Here is a 22,570-nt window from a genome sequence, read left to right on the forward strand (position 1 = left end):
ACCCCTGACTGGAAGGCACGACCATGGCGGGACCCGTCCTGGAAATGCGCTCGATCGTCAAGACCTTTCCCGGCGTCAAGGCGCTGTCGGACGTCACACTGACCGTCCGGCGGGGCGAGGTCCACGCCATCTGCGGCGAGAACGGCGCCGGCAAGTCGACCCTGATGAAGGTCCTCTCCGGCGTCCACCCGCACGGCAGCTACGAAGGGGAGATCCTCTTCGAGGAGGAGGCCTGCCGGTTCAAGGACATCAGGGCCAGCGAACAGCGCGGCATCGTCATCATCCACCAGGAACTGGCCCTGGTGCCGTACCTCTCCCTCGCGGAGAACATCTTCCTCGGCAACGAGCACGCCAGGCGCGGCCGCATCGACTGGCACGAGACGCTGCGGCACGCCACCGAACTGCTGCGCCGGGTCGGGCTCGAGGACCACCCCGAGACCCGGGTCGCCGACATCGGCGTGGGCAAGCAGCAGTTGGTGGAGATCGCCAAGGCGCTGTCGAAGAAGGTGAAGCTGCTCATCCTCGACGAGCCGACCGCGGCACTCAACGACGAGGACAGCGGCAAACTGCTGGACCTGATCCTCCAGTTGAAGGAACAGGGCATCACGTCGATCATCATCTCCCACAAGCTGAACGAGATCCGCCGGGTCGCCGACTCGGTGACGATCCTGCGGGACGGGCGGACCATCGAGACGCTCGACGTGAAGGCGGCTGAGACCACCGAGGACCGGATCATCAGCGGCATGGTCGGCCGCGACCTGGAGCACCGCTTCCCCGAGCGGACCCCGCACCACCCGGAGGAGGGCACGGCCCCGGCGCTCGAGATCCGCAACTGGACCGTGCACCACCCCATCGACCAGCAGCGCAAGGTCGTCGACGACGTGTCCCTGGAGGTCCGGCGCGGCGAGATCGTCGGCATCGCCGGTCTGATGGGCGCCGGCCGCACCGAGCTGGCGATGAGCGTCTTCGGCCGCACCTACGGCCGGCACGCGGCCGGCACGGTCCTCCGGGACGGCCGGGAGGTCCGTACGAAGACCGTCCCCGAGGCGGTACGGCACGGCATCGCGTACGTCACCGAGGACCGCAAGCACTACGGCCTGAACCTCATCGACACCATCAACCGCAACATCTCGCTCAGCGCCCTCGGCAAGGTCGCCAGGCGGGGCGTCGTGGACGAGCACGAGGAACGCCGGGTCGCCGAGGGTTTCCGCACGTCCATGAACATCAAGGCGCCGACCGTCTTCGAACCGGTGGGCAAGCTGTCCGGCGGCAACCAGCAGAAGGTCGTCCTCAGCAAGTGGATCTTCGCGGGTCCCGAGGTGCTGATCCTGGACGAACCGACCCGCGGCATCGACGTCGGCGCCAAGTACGAGATCTACACGGTCATCGACCAACTGGCCGCACAGGGCAAGGCGGTCGTCTTCATCTCCTCCGAACTGCCCGAACTGCTCGGCATGTGCGACCGCGTCTACACGATGGCCGCGGGGCGGCTGACCGGGGAGTTCTCGCGGGCCGAGGCCTCCCAGGAATCGCTGATGCGTCGAATGACGAAGGACAAGCAGGACAAGCAGGACGAGAAGGGCAGAGAGGTAACCCGATGAGCACGGATGTCACCGACAAGACCCCGGCCGCCGCGCCGCCGGGCAAGAACGGGGCGGGCACCGGTGACGGCCTGCTCCGGCTGATGCTGGAGGGCATGCGCCGCAACATGCGCCAGTACGGCATGCTGTTCGCCCTGGGCCTGATCGTGGCGCTGTTCGCGGTGTGGACCGACGGCGACCTGATCCTGCCGCGCAACGTGTCCAACCTGGTGCTGCAGAACAGCTACATCCTGATCCTCGCGATCGGCATGATGCTGGTCATCATCTCGGGTCACATCGACCTGTCGGTCGGCTCGTTGACGGCGTTCGTCGGGTCGATGGCCGCGGTGTTCATGGTCCGCAACGACATCCCCTGGCCGATGGCGGTGGTGCTGTGCCTGGCCGTGGGCGCCACCGCGGGCGCCGTGCAGGGGTGGTTCATCGCGTACGGCGGCATACCGTCGTTCATCGTGACCCTGGCGGGCATGCTCACCTTCCGCGGTCTGACCGAGATCTTCCTGGAGGGCCAGACCCTCGGCCCGTTCCCGCGCGGGCTGCAGAAGGTCGCCAACGGCTTCCTGCCCGAGGTCGGTCCGGAGACGAACTACCACAACCTCACCCTGTTGCTCGGCCTCGGACTGATCGCGCTCGTGGTGCTCCAGGAGGTCCGTGACCGGCGCCGCCAGCAGGAGTTCGCCCTCGACGTCCCGCCCGCCAAGCTGTTCCTGCTGAAGCTGGTGGCGCTCACCGCCGCCATCCTCACCGTCACGCTGCTGCTCGCCAGCTACAAGGGCGCCCCGATCGTGCTGCTGATCCTCGGCGCGCTGCTCGTCGGCTTCGGCTACGTGATGCGCAACGCCGTCATCGGCCGCCACATCTACGCCATCGGCGGCAACCTGCCGGCGGCCAAGCTGTCCGGCGTGCGGGACAAGAAGGTCACGTTCCTGGTCTTCCTGAACATGGGCATGCTCGCGGCCCTGGCGGGTCTGGTCTTCGCCGCCCGCTTCAACGCGGCCTCTCCCAAGGCCGGCCTCAACTTCGAACTCGAGGCGATCGCGGCCGCGTTCATCGGCGGCGCGTCGATGAGCGGCGGTGTCGGCACCGTGCTCGGAGCGATCATCGGCGGTCTGGTCCTGGGCGTGCTGAACAACGGCATGAACCTCGTCGGCATCGGCACCGACTGGCAGCAGGTCATCAAGGGCCTGGTGCTCCTGGCGGCGGTCGGCTTCGACGTGTGGAACAAGCGCAAGGTCGGTTCTTGAAGTGCTCTCCCGGCTGAAGCCGGGAGATTCCTGCTTACCTTGCGGCAGCGGGCTTGACGCGCTGCGCGCGCCTGACGACTGCCCTCCCGGCAGCCGGGATGAGCGCGAGGCCCGTCCGGTACAGGTGCAAGACGTTCCGGGCTGCGTCGTGGTCGGCGTTGCCCGATCAGCCGCAGTCCGGGTTCTTGCACACGAACACGGCCTGGGAATCCCGGTTACCGGGCGTGGTGATGCCGCACGCCGAGCAGCGCTGGGAGGTGCCGGGGGCGGGGACCTTGTGCAGGGTGCCGCCGAGCCGGGCGGTCTTGTACGTCAGCAGGGTGACCGTCCGGCCCCATGCCTCCTGAACGATGGAGCGGTTCAGCCCGGACTTCTGGGCGACGTTCTTCCCCGGCGCCTCGAGGGTTCCCCTGGCCGACTTGACCATGTTCGGGATGGTGAGTGCTTCGACCACGACGGTGCCGTAGGTGCGGGCGATGGCGGTGGTGGTCTGGTGCTGCCAGTCCAGGGCCCGGCGCTTGGCTTTCGCGCGCAGTCCTGCGATCCGGTCGTAGGTGCGGTGCAGCCGGCGGCCGGTGCGCTCGCCCGCCTTGCGGTGGCGCTTGCGCTGCGCGGCGCGCTGCTCCAGGTGCAGGAGCTTGGCCTTCTCCTTGCCGGTCAGCCACTCGCCGTGCTCGTACGTCTCGCCGTCCGAGAGGGTGAGGGGCACGGTGACGCCCACGTCGATGCCGACGTCCGGCCCCGGGTGGGGCTCGGGCCTGGCCTCCAGGGTCTGGACGCGGAAGGCGATGTGCCAGCCGAGCGCGTCCTTGACCAGGCGGGCCCCGGTGATCCGGTTCTCCGCGCTGGCACGTTTGCCCACGGGCAGGTCTTTGGTCCAGCGGAAGCGGACCCGGCCAACCTTGGGAAGGTTGACCATGCCCCAGCGGCGGTGCACGCGGATGATGTTCAGGTCGCGGCCCTGCGGAATGTCCACGGACATCACCGTGCGGAGGCGGCCTTTGAAGTTCGGGGCGTCGGCGCGGCCCTCCCAGCAGTTCCTCCACGCCTGGACGTACGTCTTGAGTACCGCTTGTGCGGCCTGCGCGGGCAGGACGGCCAGGAAGTCGATGTCCTGGCGGGCCTGCCGGATCGCGGCGTCCGCGTTGCCGAGGGTCCGCTTCTCCTTCGGCATCATCTGCCACCAGGTGTGCAGCAGGTTCCACAGGGTGCGGGCCGCATGCGCCTGATCATCCACCGCACGAACCCCGGCAGGCGACAGCGCGAGCCGGGCACGATGCCCGAACTGCCGCTTGACCAGAGTGTCCTGACTCATGATCGAGAACCTAGCGGTGGTCCGTGTCACCGCGCTGGAACTCTGACCCCGATGCCAGAACCGGTCGCCATGTTGTCCACAACCTGCACGTTCACTTGGTTTTCGTTACGAAGTACCGGCGCAACGCGTTCACCGACGCCATGCTGACCCGCGCCGAGGAGATCATGCGGGAGGTCTGTACTGAACCGCCCCGGGTTCACTCCGTCACAGTTTTTTCACACCGGTTGAACAGCGCCACGCACCCTTCCGTATGTACGGGTGGCCCGTGCTCCCCCGCGCGGGCCACCCACGCATGACGGGCCCACAACGTCCCCGGCGGGCCCGCCGTCCACGGAGGTTCCATGGCCGACGTCACCTCGCTGTTCCGCAGCAACGCGGCGCACAGCCCGTCGATGGCTGCGCTGGCGCGCGAGAGCGACGGAGCCGGTCCGGTGGACTTCTGCATCCCGTGCAACCCGTACTTCCCCACTCCCGCCATGTTCGAGGACATGGCGATCCGGCTGCGCGACATCATCACGTACTACCCGAGCAGCGCCGACACCATCACTGCCGAACTGTGCAGCCTGCTCCAACTCCCGCCGCAGTGCGTGGCGATGGGTAACGGCTCGACGGAACTCATCACCTGGATCGACCACTTGCTGGTCCGTGAGTCCCTCGCCGTCCCCGTCCCCACCTTCGGCCGCTGGACCGACCAGCCCATGGAGACCGGCAAGCGGGTCGACATGTTCCCGCTCCAGGAGTCCGGCGGCTTCGCCCTCGACCTCGCCCAGTACGCCGAGTTCATCCGGGCCCGGGGCACGAAGGTCGCGGTGATCTGCAACCCCAACAACCCCGACGGCGGCTTCCTGCACAAGCACGCGATCGTGCAGTTCATGGACGCGATGGCCGACCTGGACCTGGTGGTGATCGACGAGTCGTTCCTGGAGTTCGCCGACGCCGAGGTGGAACCGTCGGTGGTGCAGGAGGCGATGCTCCGCCCCAACGTCATCGTCCTGCGCAGCCTCGGCAAGAACTTCGGCCTGCACGGCATCCGCTTCGGCTACCTCGTCGCCAACCCCTCGCTCGCGGGCCGCATCCGCTCGATGCTGCCGAAGTGGAACCTCAACTCCTTCGCCGAGCACGTGGTGTTCATGCTGAAGGAGCACGGCACCGAGTACCAGCAGAGCCTCCACCAGGTGCGCCGCGACCGGATGGACATGTCCGGCCAGCTCTCCTCACTGCCCGGCCTGACGGTCTACCCGTCCCAGGGCAACTTCCTCTTCGTGCGCCTCCCCGTGGGCGCCGAGGGCACCGTGGTCCGGGACCGCATGCTCACCGAGCACCGGCTCCTGGTCCGCGAGTGCGGCAACAAGATCGGCTCGTCCAGCCGCTTCCTGCGTCTCGTGGTACGCCCCCAGGTGGACGTACGTCGCCTGGTGTCCGGCCTGGAACAGGTGCTCTACGGGACCTCCAGGAGGGGAGCCGCCGTGCCCGAGCAGGCCACAGGGACCGGCTACAGCTCGGGCACGGCGGCAGTGGACCGCCTGGTCAGCGAGACCAACGGCGCCGGCACCCAGGGCCTCGCCGCTCAGGCCATCAGCGCCGGCGCCGGTGCGCACGCCCCGGGCCTCCCCGCCGCTCCGGCCGCCGGCATCGGCATGCCGCTCCCCGCCGCCCCGCCCCCCGCCGCGGTGGGCGCGGACGGTGGGATGCCGATGCCGGCGGCAGCCTCACCGGGGGCGCAGCAGATGCACCCGCCGGTGCCGCAGCAGATGCCGCAGCCCGTGCAGCAGCCCGTTGTGCCGCAGCAGGTTCCGCAGCAGCCCGTCCCGCAGCAGATGCCGTACCCCCTGGCGGCGCCGGCTCAGATACCGGCTCCGGCTCCCATGCCCGCCGCGGCGTCCTTCCCACCCCCGCAGGCACCTGCCCCGGCTCCGGTACCGGCCCAGCGGCCGATGCCCACCGGGCCCACCCCGCCCGGCGTCCCCGCCCGCGGCGGCCTCACGGCGGCCCAGGTCAGAGGCACCGACGGCCTCTCCCAGGCCCCCGCGGCCGGCTGGTCCGGAGCGCAGGCGCAGAACTGGCCGGAGGCCGCGGGGATGGGCCAGGTGGGCTGAGCAGGCCCCGTCGGTCAGGCCGGGCTCAACCGAAAGGGCTCGATGTGCGGCCCTTCGGGGGCCGCGCATCGAGCCGTTGCCGGTGTCGTATCAGTCCTTGACTCCCTAGTGGTGGTCGCCGCCACGGTTGTAGTCGCCATGGTGGTCGCCATAACCGCCACGACCGTAGTCATCGTGGTCGCCGCCACGGTTGTGGTCGCCGTGGTGGTCGCCGCCACGACCGTAGTCATCGTGGTCGCCGCCACGGTTGTAGTCGCCATGGTGGTCGCCGTAGCCGCCACGACCGTAGTCGTCGTCGTGGTCGCCGCCACGGTTGTGGTCGCCGTGGTGGTCGCCACGACCGTAGTCGTCGCGGTGGTCGCCGCCACGGTTGTAGTCGCCATGGTGGTCGCCATAGCCGCCACGACCGTTGTCGCCGTGGTGATCGCTCTGGCTGTGGCTGTAGGACGCGACGGACGCCGAAGCAGTACTTGCCGTGCCCACCGCGACGCCACCGGCCATCACCAGCCCGGCGGCGGACACCGCGGCCAGACGCTTCGCGCGTTGTGCTCGCATGGGAATACCTCTCGCTCCATCATCTCCCGCGTCCCCGGAAGGAAGCGCGGAATTGGACGGCCGCAGCCGCAAGTCGGAATTGCGGCAGGGTCTTCTGATGTCACCGCATGTCGTCTCAAACACGGGCTCGACCGCCGACGCCTCCAGGTCGCCCTTCGCGGGCGGTCACCGTGGCCTTGGTCCGCTTTACCGGGAACCGGTCGGCCGGGCGTGCCGTGCGTGCCGTGCATACGGCATTCAGCCACCGAGCCTAGTACCGCGACAGCGGTCTGGCATCTCGGGCGACCCGCTGCGCACGCCCGTTCACCGAAGGAGCCGGACCAGCACCTCCTGGATCAACCAGGCGGCGAGCCGGCTTCCTCCGGTGTACACGCGAGCCTGGCAGGTCAGGAGGCCGGACACTCCTTCCAGGCCATGTGGTAGGTGGTGCTGATGTCCCCGTCGGTGGAGTCCATCGTCATGAAACTGACCTTGCCGGGGGACACGGTGCCCGCGCTGACGCGCAGTTCGGTGTTGATGTTGAAGTTGCGCAGGACGCCGCAGGGGGCGTAGACGAGCTGGGCCCAGTCGGTGGTGTCCGTGGCCTGCCAGTTGTCGTCGTAGGGGCCGTCGTAGGTGTGGGTGCGGTACTCCGTGTTCGGGGAGCCCTGGAAGTAGTACGACGCCCGCTGGGTGCCCTTCGCACCGGGCCGGAGGGCGGCGAAGCCGCGGTAGTCGGCGCTGGCGATGGCGTAGGTGAAGCCCTGGGGTACGTGGACGACGAGGCTGAGCTGGCAGTTCTTACGGGATGCCGTGGGGTCGGAGTTGCCGCCCGCCTGGGCGAGGTAGTCGCTGTAGGTCACGGTGAACGCGGTGTTGTCCTCGGAGACGGCGACCGCGGCCGTGCCCTTGGGACAGCCGGAGCCGTTCACCGTGGCGATGTCGATGACGATCTTGTCCGAGGGCGGGTCGTCGAACACGGAGGACGGGTTGTGCGCGGGTATCGCGGCGGTGAGCAGCGCGGCCACCGCGCCGCCGAGAAGCAGGCCACCAGCCATGGTTCTCCCAATCCGGTCAATGGGGGGGTGGGTGCGACGTCGTACTCGTGTCGCCCTTCCTTTTCGTTGAAACGTCATGCACCTGACAAGCGTGCGGGCGCATGAGCCCCCGGCCCTCGTGAAGGAGGCATGAAGGTGGCGTGAAGGCCGGGAGCGCTCGCATCGTACGCAGCGCGGAGACCGGCGGGCAGGATGAACTCCGGCCATTCACCCCGTACGGATCGACGGAGCATTCACAGGGGAAACGGAAAGGGAACGACCCGCCCGAGCCCCACCGGCCTCACTCGTACCGGGCGAAACGGACGTACCGGGAACCTCGCGTGAACACCGGCGGGCCGATCCGTAGACAATGGCCCACCAGGAGCACAAGCAGCACACCAGGAGGCGGCTCCCTTGGAGCTCAGCAGGCGTACCTTCACCGCGCTGGCCGGAACGGCGGCGCTCGGCCTCGCGCTGGCCGGCAGCAAGGCGGCGACCGGCACGCACCCGGCGCAGGCCGTGCCGACGGGCCCGCCGCCCGCTGTGCCACGCGCGGACGGCAAGCGGCACGAGGTCGGCTTCGACCGGTACTCGCTGCTGGTCGACGGCCGGCGGCTGGTGCTGTGGTCGGGCGAGATGCACCCCTTCCGGCTGCCGAGCCCGTCGCTGTGGCGGGACGTGCTGCAGAAGCTGCGCGCCCACGGGCACAACGCGGTCAGTGTCCCCGTCCCCTGGAACCTCCACTCCCCCGCGCCCGGCCGGCACGACTTCACCGGTGTGCGGGACCTGGATCTGTTCCTCACCATGGCCGCCGAGGAGCGGCTGTACGTCGTCCTTCGTCCGGGGCCGTACCTCGGGTCCGCCGATCTGGACGCCGACGGCCTCCCCGGCTGGCTGAGGGCCGCCGAGGGGGTGGCCGCCCGGACCGCGGACCCGGCGTATCTGCGGCACGTGGACGAGTGGCTGGGCGCGGTCGACGCCATCGCCGTCCGGCATCTGTTCACCGGCGGCGGCGGCACGGTGCTGCTGTACCAGTTCGAGGACCGGTACCGCGGAGCGGACGGCGGCACCCTCATGTCCCACCTCCACAGGAAGGTGCGCGCCGACGGGATCGACGTACCGCTGTTCCACGACGACGGTCGCGCGGACGGGCCGCGGACGCCCGGGTTCGTCGCCGGGGCGGCCGTCGGCGCGTCCGACCCCTGGGGCGGGGTCTCCTCCGGCGGCAGGGGGTACATCGGGGTGCGCGAGAAGTGGGACCCGGCACACGAGCGGAGCAGCCTCCTCACCGGCCTCGCCGACGGGATCACCGCGCACACCGTGCGCATGGCGGTCGGCGGGACGTCCTGGGGATGGCTGTCCTCGCCGGACGTGTACACCTCGTACGACTACGGGGCCCCGATCGACCAGGCCCGCCGGCCCACCTCCAAGCTGGCCCCGCTGCAGCAGCTCGGGCATCTGCTGCGGACCGTGCCGGACCTCGCCCGGCTGGAGCCGGCCGACGAGGTGCGGGCGAAGGACGACCGGCTGAAGGTCCACCACCTGGCCAACCCCGACACCGACGCCCAGGTGTACGTCCTGCGCAACGACTCCGCCGAGCAGGTCACCTCCGCGCTGCCGGGCACCGGGATCGAGGTGCCCGTGACGGTCGGGGCGCGGGACGCCAAACTGCTCGTCACCGGGCTGGAGCTGGGGCGGCGGAAGCTGGCGTTCTCCACCGCGCAGCCGATGTTCCGGCTGGCCGTCGGGCGGCAGGACATCGCCGCGTTCGTGGGCCGGGCCGGTGAGACGGCGCAGGTCTCCCTCGACTGCGACGTCCAGCCGCTCACCAACCGGCTGGACAACGAGCCCGCCTGGTCCTACGCCCGGGGCCGGCTGAACGTGGTGACGCCGCTGGGGGTGGGCGGGCTGAGCCGGGTGCTGGTCGAGAACGGCGACTCGAAGACGCCCATGCTGCTGCTGTTCGCCGACGACGCGACCGCGCTGCGGCTGTGGCCCTACGAGACCCCGTCCGGCTCGCTGCTGGTCTACGGTCCGGCGCTGCTGCGCTCGGCCACGCTGCGGGGCGCCACCGCCCACCTCACCGGCGACATCGTCGGCGAGACCGGCCTGGAGGTGTGGGCGCCGCGCGGGGTCACCTCCGTGACCTGGAACGGGCAGCCGGTGCGCACCACGCTCAGCCGGGCCGGGAGCCTGGTGATGGAGGGGCTGATGCCGGGCACGCCCGCACCGTCCCTGCCCGCGCTCGACGGCTGGCGGCGGCGGACGGAGAACCCGGAGGCCGAGCCGGACTTCGACGACACGCGGTGGACGGTCGCCGACCGCACCGCCTCCCGCGGCGGCGCTCCCGTGCCCCAGGGACAGCCCGTGCTGTTCGCGGACGACTACGGCTTCCACTACGGCGACGTCTGGTACCGGGGACGCTTCGAGGACGCGCGCGGCGTCAGGTCGGTGTCCCTGTCGTACCGCACGGGGACGCAGGGGCTGCTGATGGCCTGGCTGGACGGGCAGCCGCTGGGCACGCACCGCATGCCGGTGCCGGACGAGGACACGGTGGGCCGGGGTGCCTGGACCGCCACGGCCACCTTCGCCGTGCCCAAGCGGCTGCGCAAGCGGGGCGGGCGGGTGCTGTCCGTGCTCGTACGGCCGATGCAGCAGGCCGGGGAGGAAGCCGGGGAGGAAAGGGACGGGCCCGGGGACGGGGAGGCGAACGGCACGTCCGGGGCCGTGCGCGGGCTGACCTCCGTCGCCTTCGAGGGCGCCTCCCGGGAGATCGGCTGGCGGATCCAGGGGGCGGAGGCGCCGGACCGGGTGCGGGGGGCGCTGAACAACGGCGGGCTGTACGGGGAACGCGAGGGCTGGCACCTGCCGGGCCACGACGACCGGGGCTGGGAGACCGTGGACCTTCCGCGCGAGGGCCGGCGGCAGGGGGTGGCCTGGTACCGGACGGACTTCCGGCTGGACGTCGATCCGGACGTGGACGGGTCGGTCGGTCTCGTCCTCGAGGACGAGCCGGAGCGCGCCTACCGCGTCCAGATCTTCCTGAACGGCTGGAACATGGGTCAGTACATCAACGATGTGGGCCCGCAGCACACCTTTGTGCTGCCGAACGGGATTCTCCGCACACGTGGGTCCAACACACTGGCCCTGGCGGTGCTGTCCGACGGGACCACACCCGCCGGTCCGGGCGAGGTGCGGCTGACGCTGCTGGGCGCGGCGCGCGGCGGGGTGCCGGTGGAGGCGGTGGAGTCCCCGGGACGGTGACTCCACCGCCCCGGCGGCCCCCTCCGGCAGCCTCCTTCGTCACGCTGTCGGGCTCAGGCCAGTCGGATCACGTTCCAGGACAGTGGTTCCAGTACGGCGGTGAGCCGCCCGTCCGCCAGGGCCGTGCCCTCGGCCGGGTGCGGGGTGACCCGCTCGGGTTCGTCGAGGGTGTTGCGGGCGTCGGGGTCGGCGTCCGCGAGGACGGTGTGTTCCACGACCGTGGTGAGGCCGAGGCCGCCGAGGGCGATCTCCAGCGGCAGCGCCCCGGCGCGGCTCCGGTTGACGGCGAACACGGTGACCGTGCCGTCGTCGGCGCGTACGGCGGTGGCGTGCAGCAGGTCGGCGGTGCCGTACCGGGCCGTCTCGTACGTCGGTGAGTCCACCCGGACGTCGAGGACCTCGCCCCTGCCGTACCGGGAGGCCTGCGCGAACGGGTGGAACGTCGTCTGGCGCCAGGCGGGACCGCCCGGCTCGGTCATGATCGGCGCGATGACGTTGACGAGCTGGGCGAGGCAGGCGATCTTGACCCGGTCGGCGTGCCGGAGCAGGGCGATGAGGAGCGAGCCGAACACGACGGCGTCGGTGACGCTGTAGTTGTCCTCCAGCAGGCGCGGCGCCTCGGGCCAGTCGTCCTGCGCGAAGGTCGTCGCCCGTTCCTGCCAGCGGGACATGTACCAGACGTTCCACTCGTCGAAGGAGAGGTTGATCTTCTTCGTGGACTTGAGCTTCGCGCCGACGTGGTCGCAGGTGGCGACGGTGTCCTCGATGAAGGACTCCATGTCGACGGCGGAGGCGAGGAAGGAGTCGAGGTCGCCGTCGTGCGGCTCGTAGTAGGCGTGCAGGGAGATGTGGTCGACCAGGTCGTAGGTCTCGGTGAGGACCGTGGCCTCCCAGGCGGCGAAGGTGGGCATGGACCGGCCCGAGGAGCCGCAGGCGACCAGTTCGACGCCGGGGTCCTGCTGGCGCATGGCGCGGGCAGTCTCGGCGGCGAGGCGGCCGTACTCCTCGGCGGTCTTGTGGCCGGTCTGCCAGGGGCCGTCCATCTCGTTGCCCAGGCACCACAGCCGGATGCCGAAGGGGTCCTTGTCGCCGTGCGCGGCGCGCAGGTCGGACAGGGCGGTGCCGGCGGGGTGGTTGGCGTACTCCTGGAGTTCGAGTGCCTCGGTGACGCCCCGGGTGCCGAGGTTGACGGCCATCACGGGCTCGGCCTGCGGGCCGATCTTCCGCAGGAAGGAGATGTACTCGGACAGGCCGAAGCGGTTGGTCTCGGTGGAGTGCCAGGCGAGGTCGAGGCGGCGCGGGCGGTCCTCGACGGGGCCGACGGAGTCCTCCCACCGGTAGCCGGAGACGAAGTTGCCGCCGGGGTAGCGGATCGCGGTGACGCCGAGTTCGCGGACCAGGTCCAGGACGTCGGTGCGCAGGCCGTCGGCGTCGGCGGTGGGGTGGCCGGGTTCGTGGACGCCGGTGTAGACGCAGCGGCCGAGGTGTTCGACGAAGGAGCCGAAGAGGCGGGGGTCGACCGGGCCGACCGTGAAGGCGGGGTCGAGGGTGAAGCGGGCGGTACGCATCTTTTCCTTTCGGGGGTTCGCCGGTGCCCGCACGGCCGGTGCGGGCGCGGGTACGGGTGCCGGTGCGGGCGCGGGTACGGGTGCCGGTGCGGGCGCGGGTACGGCGGTGGGCGTCACTGGCCGGCGAGGCCGGTGTGCGCGACGCCCGCCACGATCTGGCGCTGGAAGAAGACGAAGACGACGATCAGCGGCAGGCCCGCCAGGAGGCCGCCGGCCATCAGCTGGGCCCACTGGATGCCGTAGGAGTTCATGACGGTCGCGATGCCGTTGGGCATGGTCATCAGGTCGGGGTCGTTGGTCACCATGTACGGCCACAGGAAGTTGTTCCACGAGCTGATGAAGGTGAAGATGCCGACCGCCGCGAGCGAGGGGCGCGACAGCGGCAGGATGATCGTGAAGAAGACGCGCCAGCGGCCGGCGCCGTCGATGAAGGCGGCCTCCTCCAGTTCGCGCGGGACGCCCTGGAAGAACTTGTAGAGGATGTAGACCATCGCGGCGGGCGCGCACTGCGGCAGGATCATCCCCCAGTACGTGTCGACCATGCCCATCTGCTGCACCGTGGTGAACAGGGGGACGCCGAGCACGGCCGGGGAGATCATCAGCCCGGTCATCACGACGCCCAGCAGGACGCCCCGGCCCCGGAACTCGGTGCGGGCGAAGCCGTATCCGGCCAGTGCGCTCACCAGCAGCACGACGGCGGTCACGCACACCGACACGACCAGGGAGTTGACGAGCCAGTCGGTGATGTCGCCGGACTCGACGACCGCCGACCAGGCCTGGCCGGTCCACTCCTTCGGCAGCCAGTGCGGCGGCACCTCGACGGCCTCGGTCTCCGGCTTCAGGGAGGTGAACAGCGCCCAGGCCAGCGGGGCGAGGAAGACCACGGAGACGGCCGTGCCGAGGAGGGTGAGGACGATCTGGCCGGCCGTCCAGGTCCGGCGGGGCTTGTTCCGTGTCCGCTGTGCGGCGGTGGTCATCGGCCGCCCTCCTCACGGTTGCGCAGCAGCCACATCCGGGCGAGGGCGACGGCCGCGATGAGCACGAAGAAGACGATGGAGACGGCGGAGGCGTAGCCCACGCGGTAGCCGGTGAAGCCCTCTTCGAGGGTGAACTGCACGAAGGTCCGGGTCGACTCCTCGGGCCCCGGCCCGAAGTCCTGCATCACGACGGCCTGGTCGAAGACCTGGAGCGAGGCGAGGATCTGCAGGGCGAGGACGAGCCCGGTGATGTTGCGCAGCATCGGCAGCGTGATGTGGACCGTGCGGTGCCAGGCGTTCGCGCCGTCCAGCCTGGCGGCCTCGTACAGGTGCGCGGGGATGCCCTGGAGTGCGGCGAGGTAGAGCAGGAAGCTGAAGCCGGCCGTCCACCACAGGGTGGTGACGACGATCGCGAGCATCGCGTAGGACTTGTCGGTCAGCCACGGCGTCTCGATGCCGAAGACGTGGTTGACCATGCCGCTGCCGGGGTTGAACAGCCACTGCCACAGGTTGGCCGCGACCGTCGAGGGCAGCAGGAACGGCATGAAGAAGCAGAGCCGCCACAGCCGGGTGCCGTGCTCGATGTGGTGGGCGAGCAGGGCGAGGAGGAGGGCGAGGACCGTGATGCAGGGCACGACGAGCAGCGTGAAGTAGGCGCTGTGGCCGAGCGAGTCCCACATCAGCGGGTCCTTCAGGGCCTCGCGGTAGTTGTCGAGGCCGACGAGGTTCGCGCCGTCGCCGGAGATGTTGGCGTCGGTGAAGCTGAGGTAGAGGCCGCGCAGCAGCGGCCAGATCACGAAGAGCGCGAACAGGGCGAGGAACGGGGCGACGAACCAGCCGCCGTGCTGGAAGCCCTGTGCGCGGCGGACGGTGGCGCCGTCCGCGGCGGTCGTCGCGCGCACCGGGCGGACGACGGTCTCGGCGCCGGTCGTCGTCATGCGACCGCACCTCCCTCGGCGGCGGTCCTGCCGTCCATCGGGTTCTTCGTGGCGAGCAGTTCGGTGAGCGTGCTCCTCATCCGGCGGGCGGCCGCGTCCGGCTTCGCGGAGCCCATCGTCGAGGAGACGACGATCGGGCCGACGCGCTGGGCGAGGATGCCGGTGGAGCCGGCGAACCACACCTTCGGCTCGGTGGCCTGGTGGTCCATCGCCGTGACGTACTCGTTCTGCGGCTCCAGTTCCCGGTACGCGGCGGTGGACAGGGTCGGTGTGTGGGCGGGGATGTGTCCGCCGCCGGCCCACTGCCGGGCGTGCTGGACGACGTAGGCGGCGAGCCGGTGCGCGCCCTCGTCGGAGGCGCCGCCGCGGTCCGACTGGTGCGGCAGGACGAAGGAGTGCGATTCGGCGTGGGTGGCCGGCCGGCCGAAGACGGGCGGCAGCGGTGTGGCGCCGTAGTCGAGCTTCGCCCCGGAGAAGACCGGGACGGACCAGTTGCCCTCCCAGACGAAGGGGGCGCCGTTGATGAACTGTTCGGCGCCCGCGCCGCCTCCGAAGCCCGGGTCGGCGTACCCGTCGGTGATGTGCCGGCGCAGGAACTCCAGGACCTGGACGGCCTTGTCGGTGTCGAAGGTGACCTCGGTGCGGGCGTCGTCGAACCAGGTGCCGCCGAGCTGGGTGTAGAAGGCGACGAAGAACCACCACTGGAAGTTCTGGTCGTTGACCCACAGGCCGATGGTCTGCAGCCCCTTCCCGGTGGCCTTCCTGGCCTCCTTCAGCACGTCGAACCACTCGTCGGCCGACGTCACGGGCACCATGCGTCCGTCGGCGTCGAGCAGGCCCGCCTTCCCCAGCACGTCCTTGCGGTAGAAGCAGAGCTGGACGTGGATGTCGAGCGGCAGGGCGTAGAGCTCGCCGTCGACGACGGCCCGCTTCCACAGCTCGGGGTCGAAGTCCTCCTCCCGCACGCCGTACCGGGCGAGCAGGCCGACGTCCCAGGGGTCCAGGAGGCGGCCCGGCGAGAAGCCGGGGACCCTGCCGAGGTGCATGACGCCGAGGTCCGGCGCCCTGTTGCCCGCCGCGGCCATGGCGAGTTTGGTGTAGAAGGGGCTGCCCCACTGGAGGGTGGAGTCCTTCACGTCGATGCCGGGGTGGTCCGCACGGAAGGCGTCCAGCATCGCGATCATGTTGTAGCCGTCGCCGCCGCTGAAGAGGTTCCAGTACCGCACCCGCGTGCCGGCGTCGGAGGCCAGGGCGTCCGCGCCGGTGCCGAGGGCCGCGAAGCCGAAGCTGCCCGCGACCGTCAGGCCGCCCGCCGCGGCCAGTAAGTGCCTGCGATTCAGGCCAGGTCGTCCCATGCCCTGCCCCATCTGTCGGGATGTCGTGGTCGGAGGAGTCACGCCCGTACGGGCCGCACCTCACACAGGTTGTTCGATATATCGGTTGGCGCCCGTGAATTCGAACGGACCGTATGGGCCGAGCGGAGGCGCGTCAATGGTTCGGACGAGAACTCGGGGCCCGGCTCCGGTTCGCGCGCCCGCCCGTGGTGGCGGGGCGTCACCGGTTCGCATGACGTGGACACGGACGGCGCGTAGTCTCGAACGGCCTTGAGATCACCTCCGAGGGGCCAGGGAGGCGAGTGAGACGAGGGAGACGAGGGAGACAACGGTGCGCACCAGGAAGGAGATGCGTCGCCTCGCCGACGCCCTCATCGACCCCATCCGGGTGCCGGTCCCGGCGGAGCCCGAGGTTCTCTTCCAGGCTCTCGTCGCGTCCGTCGGCGCCTGGCGGGGGCGTGAAGTCCGCGTCCACCGGGCGGCGTTCCCGCCGCACACCGCGAGTGGGCTGTGGCTGGAGCGGGACAACCACGACTACGTGGTGGTGGACGAGCGGGCCGCGGTGTGGCACCAGATCGTGATCTTCTGTCACGAGGTGTGGCACATGAACCGGCGGCAGACCACCTCCCCGTACGCGTCCGACGGCTCCGTCCAGTCCGTCGCCGCACGCACCGACTTCAGTCTGGCCGAGGAGCAGGAGGCGGATCGCTTCGGCATGTTGATGGGCCGTCGGCTGCGCACCTGGCTGGAGGCCTCCACCGACTCCGTGTTCGCCGCGGAGGGCGGCGACTCCGGGGAACCGCAGGATCTCGCCGGACGCATCGGCGCCGCGCTCAACCACCGCGGGACGAGACGATGAACGGCCTGATCAACTACGTCAGTTGCGGGGCCTTCTGGACCGGCCTGCTGGTGCGGGCCCCGGATCTGCTGCGGCACCGTCGCGACCCGTATCTGCGGGCCATCTGCGCGGTGCTGGGGCTGGCCGGGCTGTGCTTCTTCCTCGGAGCACCGCCGACGGTCGGCGCGATCAACCGGCTGAGCGGAGTGCCGAACCTCGCGGCGCCGCTGACGTACGCGGCGATCACCGCCTACTGCGCCGCCTCCCAGGTCCTCGTCGTCCACTGGCGCGGCGGGCCCAAAGTGCGCCGCACGGCCCGCCGCTGGCTGCTCGCCTACCTCTGTGTCCTGGCCGGCATCGCGGTGACCTTCGCCCTCGGCGACACGCCGGTGGAACGCCGCACCGACCTGGACACCTACTACGCGACGACCCCGTACATCGCCCAGATGATCGTGCTGTACCTGGTCGCGCACCTCGCTGCGGTGACCGTGACCGCCGTGTCGTCGCTGCGCTGGGCCCGCCGGGTGCGGGGCGGGCTGCGGGTGGGCCTGACCCTGATGGGGGCGGGCGCGCTGTGCGGCGCCGGCTACAGCCTGGCCAAGCTCGTCGCGGTGGCCGCCCGCTGGTCCGGCCGGGACTGGTCGGCGCTCGGGACCACCGTCTCCCCGGCCGCCGCCGGGCTGGGGGCCCTGCTGACCGTCATGGGGGTGCTGGCGCCGCTGGTGACACCCAGGGTGACCCGGTGGCGGCGGGCCCGCCGGACGTACTCCCGGCTCGCACCGCTGGAGCGGGCACTCGACGACCTGCTCGTCCGCCGGACGCTGCGGCTGCCCCGGCCCCGGCTCGCCTCCCCCGCCGCCCGGCTGGTGTGGCGTCAGACCAGCATCCACAACGCGCTGAGCCACCTGGACGCCTACTTCGACCGGGGCCTGTTCGACCGGACCCGCGCCTTCGCGCTCGAGACGACGGCCGATCCCCAGTGGGCCGAGGCGGCCGCCTGGGCCGCGGTGATCGTCACCGCGGCACGGGACGAGGCCGCCCCCGGACGGGTCCCGCCGACCCACGGCACCGGACGGCTCCTCGGCCGGGTTCCGGGACCGGCCGGACTGGTCCGGATCGCCGACGCCCTGGCCGGCACCGCACCGGCGGCCCCGGCACCGGCCTCGACACCGGCCTCGACACCGGACCTGGCACCGGCACCGGCACCGGTGATGCCGGGTCCGCCGGTGGCACGGAGCGGCATGCCCGCCGGCACGGCCAGGACGGGTGCCGGGAGTGGTGCCGTGTGAGTCTCGTCGTGTACCTGGCGGCGTTCGTGTTCGGGACGTCCTCCCTCCTGGTGCTGCGCCGCCCGCGCACCGCCCTGCGCAAGCCGCTGACCCTGTCCACCTGTGCGGCGATCGTCCTCGGCGCCATGGTCTTCGTCTGCGCCGCCCCGGCGACCCTGGCCGCCGTCAACGGTCTCACCGGCGTCCCCAACTTCGGTGCGCCGATGACCTACGGCATGCTCTCCGCGTACAGCTGCGCCATGCTCGTCCTGCTGGTCAACTGGCGGGGCGGGCCCCGCGAGCGGGTACGGCGCATGGTGCTGCGCAGCGTGACCGCCTACGGTCTGGTGGTGCTCGCCATCGTCGTGCTGTTCGCGCTGGCCGACGCGGGCACGGAGCGGCTGACCGACCTCGACACCTACTACGCGACCACCCCGTTCATGCGGGAGATGATCCTGCTGTACCTGGTCGGGCACAGCGCGGCCACGCTGGTGATGTGCGCGATGTGCCTGCGGTGGGCCCGCGAGGTCACCGGGCTGCTGCGGACCGGGCTGCGGCTGATCCTGCTGGGCACGCTGCTGGACGTGGTGGGCTTCCAGCTGGCCAAGTACACGGCGGTCGTGGCCCGTTGGACGGGGCACGACCTCGACTTCCTGTCCACCCACGTCGCCCCGCCGATGGCGTCGCTGGGCGCGGTGGTCTGCTCGGCGGGTTTCGCGCTGCCGAGGCTGGTGCCGCCGGCCCGCGCCCAGTGGCGGGGGCTGCGCGACCACCGGCGGCTGGCTCCGCTGTGGTACCTGGTGCGGTCGGTGTCCACCGCCCCCAAGCCGCCCACCGCCTGGTGGCAGCTCCCCCAGGTCCGGCTGCAGTGGCGTGAGGTGTCCATCCACGACGCCCTGCTCGCCCTGGCGCCGTACTTCGACCACCGGGTCCGTGAGCGGGTGCGGGACGCCGCCCTGGCCGCCGGCCGCTCCCCGTACGAGGCCCGGCTGGCGGCGGAGGCGGCCATGCTCACCGACGCCGCGCGCCGGGCCGCGGCCCGCGAGGAGCCGCCCGAGCCGGACACCGGCTACCGGCTGCACGCCACCGAGGTCTCCGGCACGAGCGGGCTGGTGGAACTGGCCCAGGCGCTGAACGGGGCCACCCCGGCTGACACGGCCGACACGGCCGACACGGCGGCCACTGCGGCCACTGCGGCCACTGCGGCCACTGCGGTCACTGCGGTCACCACGAGCAACGCGTCCTCGGCGTCTTCCGCGTACGACGACGCGGCGCGGACCTCCATGACCGGATCCATGACAGAACCCGAGGAGCCCCATGTCGCGTAGAGCTGTCGTCATCGGTGCCGGGCTGGCCGGCATGCTGGCCGCGGCCGCCCTGTCCGACTCCGGAGTGGACGAGGTGATCGTGCTGGACCGCGACGATCTGCCCGACGGCCCGGAGCACCGCCGGGGCCTGCCGCAGGGACGCCACGCGCATCTGCTGATGGCCGGCGGGCTGGACGCCATGGAGGAACTGCTGCCGGGTGTGAGCCCGCGGCGGCGGCTGCTCGCCGCCGGCGCGCACGAGATCTCCCTCAGCTCGGGCATGCTGGCCCGCACCTCCGAGGGCTGGCTCCGGCGCTGGCGGCGCCCGGGGCCGGTCATGCTGACGTGCAGCCGGGCGCTGCTGGACTGGGTGATACGCACCGCGGTGCTGGAGGAACACGCGCCGGTCGAGATCCGCAAGGCGGCGGCGGTGGGGCTGACGGGAACCGCCGAACGGGTGCGCGGGGTGCGGGTGGTGGCTCCCGGCGGGGAGCCGGCTGTGGAGGAGGACCTCGACGCCGACCTCGTGGTCGACGCGAGCGGACGCGGTACGCGGGTCGTGAGCTGGCTGGACGGGCTCGGACTGTCCGGCGTCCGGGCACGGACCGTGGACTCCGGCCTGGTCAACGCGACGCGCATCTACCGGGTGCCGGACGGCGCGGAGCTGTTCCCGCTGACGATCGTGCAGGCCGACCCGTTCGCGTCCCGGCCGGCGCGGAGCGCGATGGTCATGCCGATCGAGGGCGGCCGGTGGCTGGTGAGCTGCGGCGGCTCCCGCGGCGGTGAGCCGCCGTCGGACCCGGAGGGTTTCCTGCGGTACATGCTCGACCTGCCCGACCCGATCGTGGGGCGGCTGGTCTCCGGTGCCGAACCCCTCACCGACGTGCACCTGAGCCGGTCGACCAGCAATGTGCGGCGGTATCTGGAGAAGCTCCCGCGGTGGCCGGACGGCTTCGTGGTCCTCGGGGACGCGCTGGCCACGTTCAACCCCGCGTACGGGCACGGCATGTCGGTGGCCGCGTTCGGCGCGCGGGTGCTCGGCCGGGAGCTGGAGCGGGCCGGCGGCGACCTCGGCGCGCCCGGTCTCGCCCGACGGACGCTGCGGGGTGCGGCACGGTCGGCGGAGGGTGCCTGGTCCATGGCGGTCAGTCAGGACGTGCTGTACCCGGGGGTGCGCGGCGGTACGCCGACCGCCGCCGACCGGGCCGTCTCGGCGTACACGCGGCGGGTGACGCGGGCGGCCACCGGCTCCTACCCGGCGGCCTCGGCGCTCTGGGACGTCACCAGCCTGCGCGCACCGGCGACCCGCGTGTTCCGTCCCACCACGGCCCTCGCCGCCCTCACCGGCTCCCCCCTGCCCCCGTCGACCGAACCGCCGTTGACCCCGGGCGAGCGGAAGGTCCTCGAGCGACTGGACCGTACGGGGGTGTGAGCCAGGGGAGACAGGGGCGTGGGGTACGGCGGGCGGGTGCGTCGTCAGCCCGCGAACGCGGGTGGGGCGAGCCCCTTGCCCGCGTCCGGGATCACCAGGAGGGAGCCGGAGAGCGGGGGCGGGGAGGGCAGGCCCACGCGGGCCGTGGTGACGTACAGGTCGGTCAGGCCGGGGCCGCCGAAGGCACAGGCCGTGACGCGGGGGACCGGGAGTTCCACCACCCGGTCCAGGGCGCCGGACGGGGTGTAGCGGCGGACCGCGGCGCCGTCCCACAGCGCCACCCACACGCAGCCCTCGGCGTCCACGGTGAGGCCGTCGGGGAAGCCCGCGCCGTCCTCGATGACGGCCAGCGGGCGGCGGCCGGTGACCGAGCCGGAGGCCGCGTCGACGTCGAGGACGTCGATACGGCGGGTGGGGGTGTCGATGTAGTACATCAGGCGGCCGTCGGGGCTCCAGCCGGTGCCGTTGCTCACCGTCACGTCGTCGAGGACGACCTCGGCCGTGCCGTCGCCGGTGACCCGGGAGAGGGTGCCGCCGCCGGTGGCCTCGTCGTAGCGCATGGTGCCGGCCCACAGCGTGCCGTCGGGGGCGACGGCGGCGTCGTTGCCGCGGCGGCCGGGGACGGGCTCGCGGTGCAGCCAGCGGAAGGTGTCGTCGGGGTCGAGCAGGCCGATCCCGTCGCGCAGGTTGAGGACCAGGCCGCCGCCCGCGCGGGGCTTGACGGCGCCCACGTGCTGTTCGGTCCGGCGCAGGGTGCGCCGGCCGGTGGCCGGATCGTAGGTGTGGATCCGGGAGTTCGGGATGTCGATCCACAGCAGCCGGCCGGTCGCCGGGTCCCAGGTGGGGCCCTCGCCCAGGACGGACTCCGCGCGGACCGCGACCTCGCAGGAGGTGCCGTCGGTCATGGCGTCCCCCGGTGGCCGAGCCGCTCGGACAGGTCGTCGGCGCCCTTGACGGCGAGCTGTTCCAGTTCGGTGCGGCGCTCCTCGCTCCAGCGGATCATCGGCACGGAGATGGACAGCGCGGCGACCACCTGCCCGGTGCGGTCGCGGACCGGCGCGGCCACGCAGCTGACGTCCGGGTTGGACTCGCGGTTCTCCACGGCGACGCCCCGGGCGCGGATCTGTGCGAGGGCCTCGCGCAGGGCGGCCGGGTCGGTGATGCTGTCGGGGGTCATCGCGGTCAGCTCGGCGTCGGCGGGCAGGCGCGCGGCGAGTTCCCGCTCGGGCAGGGAGGCCAGCAGCATCTTGCCCACGGAGGTGCAGTGGGCGGGCAGCCGTCGGCCGGCCGCCGACACCATCCGCACCGCGTGGGTGGAGTCCACCTTGGCGATGTAGATGACGTCGGTGTCCTCCAGGATCGCCACGTGCACCGTCTCGTCGCAGGTCTCGGCGACGGACCGGGCCACCTGCCGGCCCTCGGCGGCGAGGTCGAGGTGCTCGGCGTAGCGGGCGCCGAGCTGGTACGGCCGTACGCCGAGCCGGTAACGGCCGGGCCGGCCGGTCACCGGGACGATGTACTTCCGCGCGGCAAGCGTGGTCACCAGTTCGTGCACGGTGGTGCGCGGCAGTTGGAGCCTGCGCACGATGTCGGGGGCGGAGAGCGTCCCGTCCCCGTCGAGGAAGAGCTCGAGGATGTCCAGAGCCCGGGTCACGGCTGGTACGAGGCGTCCCACGACCGGCCCCCTCCCTGTCTGTCTCAGCCTGTTCGAGATTTCAACAGGCGACCGGAATGACGAACACAGGCTAGCCATCCGGACCACCCCGGGCAATGGCCCGCGGTGCCCGGCGGGGTCGTGGCCCCGCCGGGCACCGCGGGAC

Annotated in this window: 16 protein-coding genes and 2 pseudogenes; 9 read left to right on the top strand and 9 right to left on the bottom strand. The window is 71.6% G+C overall.

Annotated features, from left to right (window positions below; translation table 11 throughout):
* The first annotated feature begins 23 nt into the window (after positions 1 to 23).
* Both mmsA and mmsB read left to right on the top strand, forming a co-directional pair.
* Positions 24 to 1,601 carry a multiple monosaccharide ABC transporter ATP-binding protein gene (gene mmsA / locus ACVW19_RS10075; RefSeq protein WP_457458529.1) on the top strand — a complete coding sequence of 526 codons (1,578 nt, stop codon included), beginning with the start codon at positions 24 to 26 and terminating at the stop codon, positions 1,599 to 1,601.
* Positions 1,598 to 2,842 carry a multiple monosaccharide ABC transporter permease gene (gene mmsB, locus ACVW19_RS10080; protein WP_457458531.1) on the top strand — a complete coding sequence of 415 codons (1,245 nt, stop codon included), beginning with the start codon at positions 1,598 to 1,600 and terminating at the stop codon, positions 2,840 to 2,842. The genes mmsA and mmsB overlap by 4 nt, the downstream gene beginning before the upstream one ends.
* Positions 2,843 to 2,876: 34 nt before the next feature.
* On the opposite strand, the pseudogene ACVW19_RS10085 reads toward mmsB, so the two are convergent.
* A pseudogene (locus tag ACVW19_RS10085) lies at positions 2,877 to 4,157 on the bottom strand (RNA-guided endonuclease InsQ/TnpB family protein).
* Positions 4,158 to 4,180: 23 nt separating this feature from the next.
* Here ACVW19_RS10085 and ACVW19_RS10090 point away from each other — a divergent pair.
* Positions 4,181 to 4,342, top strand: a pseudogene (locus ACVW19_RS10090) (transposase); the annotation flags it as partial.
* Positions 4,343 to 4,498: 156 nt separating this feature from the next.
* Positions 4,499 to 6,253, top strand: a complete 1,755-nt coding sequence (locus ACVW19_RS10095) for a pyridoxal phosphate-dependent aminotransferase (RefSeq protein ID WP_457458532.1) — start codon at positions 4,499 to 4,501, stop codon at positions 6,251 to 6,253.
* A gap of 105 nt (positions 6,254 to 6,358) precedes the next feature.
* On the opposite strand, the gene ACVW19_RS10100 is transcribed toward ACVW19_RS10095, so the two are convergent.
* Both ACVW19_RS10100 and ACVW19_RS10105 read right to left on the bottom strand, forming a co-directional pair.
* Positions 6,359 to 6,808: a hypothetical protein gene (locus tag ACVW19_RS10100; protein WP_457458534.1), complete on the bottom strand. Its 450-nt coding sequence runs from the start codon at positions 6,806 to 6,808 to the stop codon at positions 6,359 to 6,361.
* 386 nt (positions 6,809 to 7,194) lie between these two features.
* A complete protein-coding gene (locus ACVW19_RS10105) occupies positions 7,195 to 7,845 on the bottom strand; it encodes a DUF4360 domain-containing protein (RefSeq protein WP_457458536.1) in 651 nt (216 codons plus the stop codon).
* Positions 7,846 to 8,238: 393 nt separating this feature from the next.
* Between ACVW19_RS10105 and ACVW19_RS10110 the strand changes: the two genes are divergently transcribed.
* On the top strand, positions 8,239 to 11,088 hold the full coding sequence (locus ACVW19_RS10110; protein ID WP_457458538.1) for a glycoside hydrolase family 35 protein: 2,850 nt from the start codon (positions 8,239 to 8,241) through the stop codon (positions 11,086 to 11,088).
* Positions 11,089 to 11,141: 53 nt separating this feature from the next.
* Here the strand turns inward: ACVW19_RS10110 and arfA are convergent, their stop codons facing one another.
* From arfA to ACVW19_RS10130, 4 genes are all read right to left on the bottom strand, one after another.
* On the bottom strand, positions 11,142 to 12,656 hold the full coding sequence (arfA, locus tag ACVW19_RS10115) for an arabinosylfuranosidase ArfA (RefSeq protein WP_457458541.1): 1,515 nt from the start codon (positions 12,654 to 12,656) through the stop codon (positions 11,142 to 11,144).
* Between the two features lie 113 nt (positions 12,657 to 12,769).
* On the bottom strand, positions 12,770 to 13,633 hold the full coding sequence (locus ACVW19_RS10120; RefSeq protein ID WP_457458543.1) for a carbohydrate ABC transporter permease: 864 nt from the start codon (positions 13,631 to 13,633) through the stop codon (positions 12,770 to 12,772).
* Complete coding sequence (locus tag ACVW19_RS10125; protein ID WP_457458545.1) at positions 13,630 to 14,571, bottom strand: carbohydrate ABC transporter permease; 942 nt, start codon at positions 14,569 to 14,571, stop codon at positions 13,630 to 13,632. The genes ACVW19_RS10120 and ACVW19_RS10125 overlap by 4 nt, the downstream gene beginning before the upstream one ends.
* Positions 14,568 to 15,926 carry an extracellular solute-binding protein gene (locus ACVW19_RS10130; RefSeq protein ID WP_457458547.1) on the bottom strand — a complete coding sequence of 453 codons (1,359 nt, stop codon included), beginning with the start codon at positions 15,924 to 15,926 and terminating at the stop codon, positions 14,568 to 14,570. Before ACVW19_RS10130 ends, ACVW19_RS10125 begins: the two co-directional genes overlap by 4 nt.
* Positions 15,927 to 16,236: 310 nt before the next feature.
* Here ACVW19_RS10130 and ACVW19_RS10135 point away from each other — a divergent pair, with 310 nt between their 5' ends.
* Genes ACVW19_RS10135 through ACVW19_RS10150 form a run of 4 tightly spaced genes read left to right on the top strand, consistent with a single transcriptional unit; the run spans position 16,237 to position 20,750 of the window.
* Positions 16,237 to 16,764 (top strand): toxin, encoded by a 528-nt coding sequence (locus ACVW19_RS10135; protein ID WP_457458548.1) that lies wholly within the window; start codon positions 16,237 to 16,239, stop codon positions 16,762 to 16,764.
* Complete coding sequence (locus tag ACVW19_RS10140; RefSeq protein ID WP_457458549.1) at positions 16,761 to 18,032, top strand: MAB_1171c family putative transporter; 1,272 nt, start codon at positions 16,761 to 16,763, stop codon at positions 18,030 to 18,032. The genes ACVW19_RS10135 and ACVW19_RS10140 overlap by 4 nt, the downstream gene beginning before the upstream one ends.
* Complete coding sequence (locus ACVW19_RS10145) at positions 18,029 to 19,339, top strand: MAB_1171c family putative transporter (RefSeq protein WP_457458551.1); 1,311 nt, start codon at positions 18,029 to 18,031, stop codon at positions 19,337 to 19,339. The genes ACVW19_RS10140 and ACVW19_RS10145 overlap by 4 nt, the downstream gene beginning before the upstream one ends.
* Positions 19,329 to 20,750: an FAD-dependent monooxygenase gene (locus tag ACVW19_RS10150; RefSeq protein ID WP_457458552.1), complete on the top strand. Its 1,422-nt coding sequence runs from the start codon at positions 19,329 to 19,331 to the stop codon at positions 20,748 to 20,750. Before ACVW19_RS10145 ends, ACVW19_RS10150 begins: the two co-directional genes overlap by 11 nt.
* 44 nt (positions 20,751 to 20,794) lie before the next feature.
* On the opposite strand, the gene ACVW19_RS10155 is transcribed toward ACVW19_RS10150, so the two are convergent.
* Both ACVW19_RS10155 and ACVW19_RS10160 read right to left on the bottom strand, forming a co-directional pair.
* Positions 20,795 to 21,655 (bottom strand): SMP-30/gluconolactonase/LRE family protein, encoded by an 861-nt coding sequence (locus tag ACVW19_RS10155; protein ID WP_457458554.1) that lies wholly within the window; start codon positions 21,653 to 21,655, stop codon positions 20,795 to 20,797.
* Positions 21,652 to 22,425, bottom strand: coding sequence for an IclR family transcriptional regulator (locus tag ACVW19_RS10160; protein WP_457458556.1), 774 nt, complete (start codon positions 22,423 to 22,425; stop codon positions 21,652 to 21,654). Before ACVW19_RS10160 ends, ACVW19_RS10155 begins: the two co-directional genes overlap by 4 nt.
* Between the last annotated feature and the right edge of the window lie 145 nt (positions 22,426 to 22,570).

This window comes from Streptomyces sp. TE5632 (assembly GCF_054061295.1).